The organism is Clostridium polyendosporum (genome assembly GCF_018332455.1).
GTDB lineage: Bacteria > Bacillota > Clostridia > Clostridiales > Clostridiaceae > Clostridium_AY > Clostridium_AY polyendosporum.
This window is the reverse complement of sequence record NZ_BOPZ01000036.1, coordinates 19,043-30,336: the sequence shown is the minus strand read 5'-3', so window position 1 is coordinate 30,336 and position 11,294 is coordinate 19,043. Positions and strand designations below refer to the sequence as shown.

The window sequence follows — 11,294 nt, the reverse complement described above, 5'->3', positions numbered from 1 at the left end:
ATGTGTTAGGCACGCCGCCAGCGTTCGTCCTGAGCCAGGATCAAACTCTCAATTTAAAAGTTTAATCTCTTGCTCTCAAAAGAATTGCTGTACTTAATTTCCTCTGTTTAATTTTCAAAGACCAAGTTATTTTTGCGTGTCATCAACTGACCGCTTAATTAGCTTATCAGCTTTTCACTTCTCTGTCAACAACTTTTTTATATTCTTCAAAGTTGAATTTACATCTGTAGAGAAGCTACTTTTTAGTTTGTCGCATCAAGTCGACAAGTTATATCTTATCACATTTAAAGTTGTTGTCAACACTTTTTTGTTGACTTCTCTATCACTTGCTCACCGTAGCGACATGAATTATCTTATCACATAAACTAACAGCCAAAAGATATTTTTATACCATATTATGAAATCACCTCAATGTTTATCTTTTTTCCTCTCTTATTGTCAACTATCCTACTAATGATACGCCAGGCAGGTTTATACGAAAAATATATTTCCTATAATTAGCTCAGAATGAATAAAAACATTCCTATATATAATCAATCTTTTTAGAATATAAATTATAAGTACGCCTAATTTTTGAAGGAATTTCACCTTTTTTATAGTAATAGTTTATACATAGCTCTACGTATTTAATATTGGGTGAAATTAATACCTACAAAATATTAATTGAGTGAGTATATTAATATATTATAAGGAGAAAAAGTAATGATTAATATTAATGATTATGCAGTATTACAAAACGGTGTAAAAATGCCATGGGTAGGTTTTGGTACTTATAAAGTTAAGGATTTAGAAACTGCAAAAAATTCTATTAAGGAAGCACTAAAACTAGGATACAGACATATAGATACAGCATCTTTCTACCAAAATGAAGAGGAAATAGGAATTGGTATAAAGGAAAGTGGTGTACCTAGAGAAGAAATTTTTCTAGTAAGTAAGGTGTGGAATACTGATCAAGGTTATGAAAAAACCTTGGAATCCTTCAAAACTTCATTAAAAAAGCTTGATACAGACTATCTTGACTTATATTTAATCCACTGGCCAAAAGAACTAAGCAAGGAAACTTGGAAGGCCTTAGAGAAATTATACAAAGAAGGAAAAGTAAGATCAATAGGTGTAAGTAACTTTAATGTTCACCACTTAGAAGAACTTATGGAAGATGCTGAAATTATTCCAATGGTAAACCAAGTAGAATACCATCCTCAGTTTCCACAAACTGAGGTTCATGAATTCTGTAAAAAACACAATATTCAGCTAGAGGCTTGGGGGCCATTGATGAGGGGAAAAATACTAGAGATTCCACTAATGCAGGAACTGGCTAAAAAGTACGGAAAATCAATTTCACAAATAACTCTGAGATGGGATTTACAAATGGGAGTAGTAACAATTCCAAAATCTATTACTCCAGAGAGAATAAAAGAAAATATTGATTTATATGATTTTGAAATAACATCAGAAGATATGGAGAAAATAGCTTCATTAAACACCGGGGAGAGAATTGGCCCAGATCCAGATCATATTACTTTTTAATTTAATATATAGATAAACAACTTCATAAGTGAATTGATTAAGGATTGAAGCTGTTTATCTTTATTAACAACACAAGGAAGCCCAAAACAGGCTTTCTTGTGTTAATACAAGCAATTTAATATTACAAAAGATGTACACTGTTTAAAAATCTTACATTATTTCATCCTAAGCTTCTGACCTGGACAAATAAGATTAATATTTTTTATATTATTTAAGGTTACGATGTTATTTATAGTGGTTCCATACTTTCTTGTTAGAGCCCATAAAGTATCACCAGGAGCTACTATATGATAAACCTCAGTAGTTTTAGAAATATTAAAGGCTTTATAAAGACCTTGGAATATTGCTTCTGCCACTTTTTCAGTATCATAGTTTTGCATATCCCTTTTACTGTCGCAGAAAGCACATTCAATTAAAATAGCAGACATATTAGTTTTATTCAAAACAAATAAATCATTTCTAGGTTTTACTCCTCTATTACTGAAACCTAACTTGACTATTTCAGGAAGAATTATATTAGCAACTTCTTCAGCTTTTCCACCAGGAATACATAGTATCTCTGTACCATGACCACCAGCACAAGCATTATGGTGAATTGATATAAAGAAATCAGCATTTCTATTATTGGCTGCCTCAACCCTCTTATTTAAAGAGTCATATAAACTAACAGCACTTTTCGGTGTACAGTTAATTACATTAATACCTACAGCTCTGCATTTTTCAATAAGCTTTGTACCTACTTCAAAATTTAAAACATTCTCAGACTTTATCCCTAAAGCTCCACCATCGAATTGAACATTATGCCCTATGTCTATTGCTATTGTAGAAATTTTATTCATTTTATCCACCTCCCTAACTAAGATATATGCAATTTCTTCATACATTTTAGGAGAGATGTGATATTTAATCAAAAAACCTACTGGTGACCCCAGTACGGCTTATTTATCTTCTTATAAATATAGTTATTTTATTTCCTTCTCATTTATCCTATTCTCATCTATTGACTTATCATCATTAAAAACTTCTTTAAATGACAGCACATAAAAAAAAGCCCCTAACCATAAGATGGTGTGGGGCTTAATAAATATAAAAGTACCCAACTTAATTAAAGATTTTCATTCAGTAAAGAATCATAAAATTCAGTATAATTTTTATTACGATCCTCACTTTCAACAAAAGATATTGCCAATTTAGGATGTATGTTATATTGACCTGTTAACATATATGGTACATCCGTTCCCCATTTCATTTTTCCCTTTAAAGGTACTATATAGTCATCAAGACATTTCAATATAGGACGTAAGGAGTATTTTGGATTCTTTAAAAAGCCCATCAATAATTCCATTGGGCAGTTACCTGCTCCTCTTCCTAATCCACCGAAGGTTGCATCTAAATAACTTGCTCCCCTCATCATAGCTTCCAATGTATTTGCATAAGCCAATTGCTGATTATTGTGTGAATGTATTCCAATCTTTTTATTATAACTCTGTGCTACTTGATTAAATGTTATCATTAAGTTTTCAATATCTTCAGAATATAAAGAACCAAAACTATCTACTAAATAAATAACATCTACATCAGTTTTCCCAATTACTTCAAGAGCTTCCTCCAACTCCTTTTCCTTAACAGCTGAAACTGACATTAAGTTTATTGTTGACTCATATCCTTTATCCTTTACATCTTTAATAATATCTATAGCTGCAGGGATTTGATGAATATATGCAGCTACTCTAACCATATCTATAGCACTTTCACTCTTGTTTAAAATATCTTCCTTGTAATTAGTACGTCCAGCATCTGCCATTACAGATATTTTTACTCTCTTTTCTCTATCTCCAACAATTTCTCTTACAAATTGCTCATTACAAAATTTAGCTTTTCCAAAGTTAGATGGTGAAAATATATCTTTTGATGCTTTATAGCCTATTTCCATGTAGTCTATTCCTGCCGCTTCACAGGTATCATATACTGCTCTTACAAGATCATCATCAAAATAAAAATTATTTATCAAGCCTCCATCTCTGATTGTACAGTCAAATACCCTTACATCTTCTCTGTATGTAAGCCATGTACCTTTTCTTTTCATATCTCTTCGTCCCTTTCTTAATAAGATTTAAAATAAAGTTCTTTTATAAAAATATATTAAAGATTGTTGTATATTTGCATTTAATATTACATTTGCTAGAGTATGTATTACTAGCATATGGTTTTATTAATAATTTTATTTATTTTACTTAGAATGAAGTCCCTATACTTATTATGAGCAAAATACTTTGTGAACATAGTTTATTTTGCTAACATTTTTTAAATTATATTATTTATCCACTCTTTAGCTTTTAAAATATGGTCATTACTATTCCTTTTTAAAGGATCTTTAAAGTCTACTTCCCCTATAAACTCATTCCCTTTTAGATGCTCTTTAAATTCAATAAAGGTTTTTCCTTCTTTTCCACCACCATGACAGCAGAATAGAGCAATCCTTTTATCTCTTATCTTATATTTATTAAAAAAAGTATTGAATACAGGTGCAAATCTACCAGCCCATACCGGTGTACCAAATACAATTAAATCATATTTAGAGAAATCAATATTTATTTCTTCTATCTCAGGTCTTTCTTTTAACACAACCTGCTTTCCACCCCAAAAATACTTCTTTAATCCACTACTAGGTATTTGTCTCTTAGGCTTAATCTCTACTATTTCCGCCTTAAGCTCCTCGCTTATTGTATTTGCAATTAATCTAGTATTGCCTTCTAAGGAATAAAAAATTACTACAGCTTTCATGTTTTCACCTCACATATTTTGAAATTATATCTAAAATAGTATATGTTTAGAAACACTTTTAATTATATCTATTTCAGTTAAAATAGCAATTGTATTAAATCATCTTTGGTAAATTTATCCATATATCACTTTGTGAAATGGCAGCAAATAAAAGGCTACCCTAAAAAGTAATTTTAAATTACTTTTTAGGGTAGCCTCATCATTAGCCTAACACCTTACTGTTTGCTAAATTAGTTATTATAATCGTTAAAAGCTTTAGTACTAGAAAGTTTAGATTTATATGCTGTTTTATAAAATATGAATATAAAACCTGCAAATATAAAAAGGGATACTGAAGTGTATAAAGCTGCAGGAACTGAATTAATACCTATTGAATTTAAATTTATATTAAATAAATCTAAAATAAGTATATTAATTAATTCAGATATACTTAAGAAAATTACGGCTAGAAAAATGGCTGAAATTGATTTGTTTATTGATATTTTGTTTATAAAGAAATTTATAAATATGTATAATAATACGATTATAATAGTATGTACTCCATAATGGATTGGAAGTAACCTTACTATATATACAATGATAGCAAAAAGACAACTGGAGATAATGAAAGGCTTGGCTACTATTTCTTTAAAAGAAAATACATATATAGCCCATACAACTAATAAAGACTCTGGAATACCTCTTAAAAAAAATTGTAATATAGTCATCTTTAACATAATCTATTATCCTCTACTAAGTATATTCTTGTGATTATTATAACATGATTCTAAAAAAAGAAGAATATAACTAAAATTTATTCTATACCATAATAAATCGATGTATATAAAAAAATATCTTTATATGTACCAAAACTTATGAATATTTTTTTGTTTACTCCATAAAATATTAAGGCTTCTGAACTAAGTTTATGTTATAATACAATTTTCTCTAAGAAAAAAGCTCTAGATTTATTCTAGAGCTTTTTTCTTATTAATGTTTTATTTTAAGCCTTGTTCGTAACTTTCTACCATTTTCTTGACCATATTTCCACCTATGGATCCAGCTTCTCTTGCAGTTAAGTCTCCATTGTATCCATCTTTAAGATTTACGCCTACTTCTCTAGCTGATTCCATTTTAAATTGATTTAAACCTGCTTTTGCTTCTGGAACTAATACTCTATTATTTCTATTTGCCATAATCATTTCCTCCTAATGTATAACTTTTTATTAAGCTTGTATTTAAATTTATACTAAGCTTACATTTATAGTTTGTATAAATTAAAAATTATTAGACTAGTGATTTAATTACAGCTTAGGATAAAATCTCCTTGTCTCTCTGATGCCGCATGAAACCTTGTGAGAAAATAATCCTTTTATTAATTGGATATATTTATGTTATGTATATCTAAAACATCTTGATAGAACATCACTTTTTATTTAATATTTTTTTCTTTTAACTAATACGTATCCTATTAACTTTCATATTGATAAAATATTTTTGATATAATCTATAGTAGAATAAGTAATAAAGTCCCAAACCTATAATAGCTCCTAAAAAATCAATTAAAACATCGCTTATAAAAGAAGTTCTTCCTGGTACAAATGATTGGTGGAATTCATCAGTTACAGCATAAAATAAACAAATAAACATGACATATATTAAGGCTTCTTTACCTTTCAAGTTATATGTAAACAAAGCACCACTTACTAGCATTGCTAAAACAATATATTCAAATGCATGTGCATTTTTTCTAACAAGATGATCTAATTTATTCTTTTTTATTTGTTTCGCTTTAATAGTCCCCCCATTTTGTACTTTTAATTCATTACTTTGATTTTCAATGAAAGTAACTACTGCATCACTTCTCTTGTGTGAAACTTCTCCAATATTACTTGACATGTAAAATATAAATCCCATCCATAATAAACATAATAGTATAACAATTTTTTTCAATTTATCCCCCTCCATAACTATAGTATAGCTATGATGCCATATCGCTTCAAGCTAACAAGATATCTGTTAATAATTTTTTAAATAAAATTTTACTCTTTTTATATCTTTTAACATAACATAATAATTTTAATAGTTTAAAGGGTGCTTTATAACACTTTATTAAGCAAGTAAAGCCCCCTTTCATATTTAAATCTGTTATTTCACACAATAATGCATATGATTTTAACCATATATTCCTTTGCTTAAATATCTATCCCCTCTATCTGGAAATACCGTTACAATATTACCTCCATCAATTTGCTCTACAAGTTTTAACACAGCTGCCATTGCTGCGCCTGAAGAGCTTCCCACGATAATTCCTTCTCTTAAAGCTAGTTTCTTCATTATATCAAAAGATTCCTCATCATTAATCTTAATTACCTTGTCTACAAGATTTATATCCATTGTTTTTGGTATAAAGTCATTACCAATACCCTCTATATTATAGCAACCAGCACTGCCTCCTCCCATCGTTGAGCCTTCTGGATCTGCTAGTATACCCTTAATATTGGGATTTCTTTCTTTAAGATACTTTATAATTCCTGTATAAGTTCCACCACTCCCAGCACCTGCAATAAAATAATCTATTTTTCCTTCCAGGTCTTCATATATCTCAGGCCCTGTAGTCTCATAGTGAGCTAAAGGATTGTACATATTTTCAAATTGATTTAAGCTTACAGAGTTATCTATGGATTTTAACAGTTCCTCTGCTTTGCTTACCGCTCCAAGCATTCCTAATTCTCTTGGAGTATTTATTATTTTTGCTCCTAAAGCTTTCATAAGAATTTGTTTTTCCATAGAAAACTTAGTAGGTACAATAAATATGATATTATACCCTTTATTTAATGCAGCTTGGGCTATTCCTAACCCAGTATTTCCTGCTGTAGCCTCAATGATTGTATAACCCTTTTTTAATCTTCCCTCATCTTCAGCAGCTTTTATCATATATTGACCTATTCTATCTTTTACGCTACCACCAGGATTAAAGCATTCAAGCTTTGCAAATACATTAATACCCTCTTTTATATTAAAATTATTTATCTTTATTATTGGAGTATTTCCTATAAATTCTCTAATATCATCTAAATACTTCACTACTTATCCCCTTCTCCAAAACATACTTTGCATATTCTTTAGCTGAAAATAATGAATGGTCCCTATAATTCCCACATTGAATTACATTTGCAGCCGGCACTTCTCCAGCTGCAATAATCTTCTTAAGTGAATACTCTACTGCCTCTATAACTTGTTCTACTGAAACTTCTCCCCAGGCTACCATATAGAAGCCTGTTCTGCATCCCATAGGAGAAATATCTATTATTCCATCAAGTTTTTCTCTCATATATCCTGCCAGAAGATGCTCCAGAGTGTGTATTGCAGCAGTTGGCATATCTTCCTTATTTGGCTGCATGAATCTTAAATCAAATTTAGTTATTAAATCTCCATTGGCTCCTATCTGCTTTCCACACTTCCTCACATATGGTGCCTTTACCTTTGTATGATCTAATGAAAAACTTTCTACCTTAATCATTTTTCCTTACCTCCCTAAATGCGTTTTCTAAATCCTCTATTACATCTTCTGAGTTTTCTATTCCAACAGAAAGTCTTATAAGATTTTCTACTATACCAACTTTTTGTCTTATTTCGTATGGTATTGATCCATGAGTCATGGATGCTGGATGGCATACAAGAGATTCAACCCCTCCAAGGCTCTCTCCAAAAGTTATTAACTTTAAACTTTCAACAAACTTTTTATAATCAACGTTATCTTTTAGTATAAAAGATATTACTCCCCCAAAGCCCCTAGCTTGTTTCTTTTGAATCTCATATCCTACATGATCTTCAAATCCAGGATAGTATACCTTATTCACTTCTTCTCTAGTTCTTAGAAATTCTGCAATTTTTTTTGTATTAGAATTATGTCTATCCATTCTAACAGCTAATGTTTTTATCCCTCTTATTAATAAAAATGAATCAAAAGGACCTAAAACCCCACCTGTAGAATTTTGAATAAAATGCAATTTTTCACTTAGCTCCTCATTATTTACAATCACTAGTCCAGCTACAAGGTCACTGTGTCCTCCTAAATATTTAGTAGCACTGTGAACTACTATGTCTGCTCCAAAATCTAGAGGTCTCTGAAGGTAGGGTGTCATAAAAGTGTTATCAACTATTGTTAAAATTGATCTCTCTTTGCTTATTTTAGCTACTCCCTCTATATCTGTGATATCCATAAGAGGATTCGTTGGAGTTTCAATTAATATTGCCTTTACTGTTTCATCAATATTTTCCCTTATTGCATCAAGATTTGTTGTATTTATTATTTCATAAAAGATATTAAAATTCTTAAACACCTTATCTAAAACCCTAAAAGTTCCACCATATAGGTTATCCGAGATCAATATTTTATCACCTGAATTAAAAAGTGATATAACGGCTGTTATTGCTGCCATACCTGATGCAAAAGCATATCCAGCATATCCTCCTTCAAGATCTGATATAAGCTTTTCTAAAGCTTCTCTTGTTGGATTACTAGTTCTTGAATATTCATAACCTTTGTTTATTCCAAAGCCAGGTTGTTTATATGTGGAAGTTTGAAATATAGGAATATTAACTGCACCTGTTCTTTCATCCCCATCTACTCCACCGTGTATAAGCAATGATTCAATATTCATATTAATTCCTCCTTATATACCTTTTGTTCATATAACAATTATTAATTGTTATACTACTTAAATTTTAGATTAAAGTTTTACTCCAGTTGCCATAAATATTCCTGTTTCGGTATATTCACCTTTACTTGAATATCCTTTACATGTTAAACCTGTATTCTCTATAGTTATATTTTTAAATCCAGCTTGTTCGAGCCACTGCATGATTTGATCTTCAGTAAAACCTAGCCATTCATCAAACATTTCTTCTCTTGCCCACTCTCCAGTATGCTTATAAACATCTGAAATAACAATTGTTCCGTCTTTCTTAAGAACTCTATACATTTCATGAATTGCTTTTTGTGTGTCAACTATATGGTGAAGAGCCATGTTTATAAAAACTCCATCTACAGATTCATCGAATAATGCTAAATCATCTAATACAGATTTTATTGGATATATATTTCTTTTACCGGAAATATTTGCAGTAGCTTTTAGTTCTTTGAGCATGTTATAAGATCTATCTAATGAAAATACTATCGCTGCTTCATTTGCTAACCCTAAAGAAATAAATCCTGTTCCACATCCTAAATCAGCAACCACTTTATCTTTAATATTAAATTTAGATATAATTCTATCTCTTATCTCATCTTTAAAATATTCGCTTCTCATCTTATTCCATTGACTTGCTATATTATCGAAATATTGATTTGAATTCATAATAATACTCCTTTGTAAATTAGTTAGTTTTATGTAGTAATACTCAATTATAAATTCAATTCAATAAAGCATTTCTATAACTAACAATTTTAATAATAAGATTAAATAGACATCGAGCCATTTAAACTTAACCAAATTTTTCTTTGAAAAATTGAAGTAAAATAAAAAAACTCCTATCTCTATCTATTTAGAGGCAGAAGTTTATATCCCACGGTTCCACTCTAATTACCCTTATATAAATAAATATAAAAGTATCTCTTTCAGGTACATGAATACCTTAACTCTTTAACGAGAGTACCGCTGCTGTCTACTAAAGATAAACACTTTAATTCTTATTAAAACTCAGTAGGCATCCCCTGCTCAGCTTTAGTCAGATTTTACTTCATGAAATGACAGTAAATGAATTTAGTTGTCAAGTTGTTTATCTATATACTTCGAAGCAGTGCTCAAAGACGCATTCACACAAGTTATGCTAAAAATCCCTTTCATCCAATGGAGATTTCTCTCTGATAGTTTCCCTTATGCTACTATTTCTTCTCATAGCATTTTTATTTATATAAAACTTATATGTTTACTATGTTTTATATTATCATAATATGCAAAGATACTATTAATGTTGTCTATCATTTATTATACTTTCTACGAAGTTACTAAAACTAGTATTCCAGCATTCTTTTATATGAATTTATTTCTAAATTATATTTATTTTTTGTTTCATTCGTTTGTTTTGGAAATGAAAAAGAGCTTTTTACAGCTCATTAACTACTTTATTGTTATCTCCAAATTGTCACGACCAATAATCTCAGTGATTATTTGTTCCTTATTGCGTTCAAATTTATAACCAACCTCAATGCTCTCATTCACTTCACCAATGCAAAAAGTACTCAATTCACTTAAATCTAACAGCCTATGTGCACGCATAGGAATACCATTTCTGCCATATTCAGTTTTGCTAATCACTAAATAATGATCCCCACTGTCAGTTACTATAATATCACCAACTTCTGCATTTGTTTTAAATCCTTTTCTATTATCAGTAATAATCATAAAATCACCTCCACTATTTATACTCTAGTGAAGATTTGATTATTACTTGTGTTTCAGCACATATTTCTATTTCTTATAATCTCTAATATCTTTCTATCTACACTCTGTCTTTTTATCTGCTGCTGTGACATTACATAGTTCTATATAATAGTCAGCAAATTTTTTAGCCACTTTTAACCCATATTTTTTAAATATATCTATTTATTATGAAATATTTTCAATTTATGAGTTCATTAAGATGCTTCTAATCCTTGATTTCATCATAAAAATAAATTGAAAACAAATATTACAGTCACCTTAACAGAAATATATGTTAATCATAAAAAACACCTGATTCCAAGCTTTATAGTCTTGTTCAAGTGCTTCTTATTTTTTTATTTTGTTAATGAAGATAGGGTATCTTTATCATACATCAGATTTATTATAGAATTATTGTAACAATATAAAGAATTTGTTAAGTTTAAAAGACATCTAGTTTCCTAGATGCCTTCTTGCAGTAACACCCTTTTGTAAGTCCCTGCGGTGTGCTCTGCCAAATATCCATACTATTATTATACCCCTACAACGTTCTGAAGTCATTCGGCATTTTTTAAT

Annotated in this window: 12 protein-coding genes and 1 rRNA gene (1 of these 13 cut by a window edge); 2 read left to right on the top strand and 11 right to left on the bottom strand. The window is 29.8% G+C overall.

Features of this window, described 5'->3' with window-relative positions:
• Positions 1-56: ribosomal RNA gene (locus CPJCM30710_RS18325) — 16S ribosomal RNA — on the bottom strand (its annotated part extends 407 nt beyond the left edge of the window); the annotation flags it as partial.
• 646 nt (positions 57-702) lie between these two features.
• Here CPJCM30710_RS18325 and CPJCM30710_RS15590 point away from each other — a divergent pair.
• Entirely contained in the window at positions 703-1,527 is an 825-nt protein-coding gene (locus CPJCM30710_RS15590; RefSeq protein WP_212905088.1) for an aldo/keto reductase, read from the top strand.
• A 155-nt stretch (positions 1,528-1,682) separates the two neighbouring features.
• Here CPJCM30710_RS15590 and CPJCM30710_RS15585 read toward each other — a convergent pair whose 3' ends face one another.
• The 3 genes from CPJCM30710_RS15585 to CPJCM30710_RS15575 form a co-directional block, all read right to left on the bottom strand.
• Complete coding sequence (locus CPJCM30710_RS15585) at positions 1,683-2,366, bottom strand: N-acetylmuramoyl-L-alanine amidase (protein WP_212905087.1); 684 nt, start codon at positions 2,364-2,366, stop codon at positions 1,683-1,685.
• A 266-nt stretch (positions 2,367-2,632) separates the two neighbouring features.
• Positions 2,633-3,613 (bottom strand): aldolase catalytic domain-containing protein, encoded by a 981-nt coding sequence (locus tag CPJCM30710_RS15580; RefSeq protein WP_212905086.1) that lies wholly within the window; start codon positions 3,611-3,613, stop codon positions 2,633-2,635.
• A 218-nt stretch (positions 3,614-3,831) separates the two neighbouring features.
• Positions 3,832-4,311: a flavodoxin family protein gene (locus CPJCM30710_RS15575; protein WP_212905085.1), complete on the bottom strand. Its 480-nt coding sequence runs from the start codon at positions 4,309-4,311 to the stop codon at positions 3,832-3,834.
• 336 nt (positions 4,312-4,647) lie between these two features.
• Between CPJCM30710_RS15575 and CPJCM30710_RS15570 the strand changes: the two genes are divergently transcribed.
• Positions 4,648-4,857 (top strand): hypothetical protein, encoded by a 210-nt coding sequence (locus CPJCM30710_RS15570; RefSeq protein ID WP_212905084.1) that lies wholly within the window; start codon positions 4,648-4,650, stop codon positions 4,855-4,857.
• Between the two features lie 431 nt (positions 4,858-5,288).
• Here the strand turns inward: CPJCM30710_RS15570 and CPJCM30710_RS15565 are convergent, their stop codons facing one another.
• The 7 genes from CPJCM30710_RS15565 to CPJCM30710_RS15535 all read right to left on the bottom strand — a co-directional run bounded on the left by CPJCM30710_RS15565 (position 5,289) and on the right by CPJCM30710_RS15535 (position 10,700).
• A complete protein-coding gene (locus CPJCM30710_RS15565) occupies positions 5,289-5,486 on the bottom strand; it encodes an alpha/beta-type small acid-soluble spore protein (protein WP_212904302.1) in 198 nt (65 codons plus the stop codon).
• 256 nt (positions 5,487-5,742) lie between these two features.
• Entirely contained in the window at positions 5,743-6,243 is a 501-nt protein-coding gene (locus tag CPJCM30710_RS15560) for a VanZ family protein (RefSeq protein WP_212905083.1), read from the bottom strand.
• Between the two features lie 222 nt (positions 6,244-6,465).
• A complete protein-coding gene (locus CPJCM30710_RS15555) occupies positions 6,466-7,377 on the bottom strand; it encodes a PLP-dependent cysteine synthase family protein (RefSeq protein WP_212905082.1) in 912 nt (303 codons plus the stop codon).
• Complete coding sequence (locus CPJCM30710_RS15550) at positions 7,361-7,813, bottom strand: S-ribosylhomocysteine lyase (protein ID WP_212905081.1); 453 nt, start codon at positions 7,811-7,813, stop codon at positions 7,361-7,363. Before CPJCM30710_RS15550 ends, CPJCM30710_RS15555 begins: the two co-directional genes overlap by 17 nt.
• Positions 7,806-8,957 (bottom strand): trans-sulfuration enzyme family protein, encoded by a 1,152-nt coding sequence (locus CPJCM30710_RS15545; RefSeq protein WP_212905080.1) that lies wholly within the window; start codon positions 8,955-8,957, stop codon positions 7,806-7,808. Before CPJCM30710_RS15545 ends, CPJCM30710_RS15550 begins: the two co-directional genes overlap by 8 nt.
• Before the next feature lie 69 nt (positions 8,958-9,026).
• Positions 9,027-9,653: a class I SAM-dependent methyltransferase gene (locus CPJCM30710_RS15540; protein ID WP_212905079.1), complete on the bottom strand. Its 627-nt coding sequence runs from the start codon at positions 9,651-9,653 to the stop codon at positions 9,027-9,029.
• Between the two features lie 762 nt (positions 9,654-10,415).
• A complete protein-coding gene (locus tag CPJCM30710_RS15535; protein ID WP_212905078.1) occupies positions 10,416-10,700 on the bottom strand; it encodes a hypothetical protein in 285 nt (94 codons plus the stop codon).
• Between the last annotated feature and the right edge of the window lie 594 nt (positions 10,701-11,294).

Coding starts and splice junctions, on each gene's coding strand:
- CPJCM30710_RS15590 (WP_212905088.1), top strand. CDS start 703: ATGATTAATATTAATGATTATGCAGTATTACAAAACGGTGTAAAAATG.
- CPJCM30710_RS15585 (WP_212905087.1), bottom strand. CDS start 2,366: ATGAATAAAATTTCTACAATAGCAATAGACATAGGGCATAATGTTCAA.
- CPJCM30710_RS15580 (WP_212905086.1), bottom strand. CDS start 3,613: ATGAAAAGAAAAGGTACATGGCTTACATACAGAGAAGATGTAAGGGTA.
- CPJCM30710_RS15575 (WP_212905085.1), bottom strand. CDS start 4,311: ATGAAAGCTGTAGTAATTTTTTATTCCTTAGAAGGCAATACTAGATTA.
- CPJCM30710_RS15565 (WP_212904302.1), bottom strand. CDS start 5,486: ATGGCAAATAGAAATAATAGAGTATTAGTTCCAGAAGCAAAAGCAGGT.
- CPJCM30710_RS15550 (WP_212905081.1), bottom strand. CDS start 7,813: ATGATTAAGGTAGAAAGTTTTTCATTAGATCATACAAAGGTAAAGGCA.
- CPJCM30710_RS15545 (WP_212905080.1), bottom strand. CDS start 8,957: ATGAATATTGAATCATTGCTTATACACGGTGGAGTAGATGGGGATGAA.
- CPJCM30710_RS15540 (WP_212905079.1), bottom strand. CDS start 9,653: ATGAATTCAAATCAATATTTCGATAATATAGCAAGTCAATGGAATAAG.
- CPJCM30710_RS15535 (WP_212905078.1), bottom strand. CDS start 10,700: ATGATTATTACTGATAATAGAAAAGGATTTAAAACAAATGCAGAAGTT.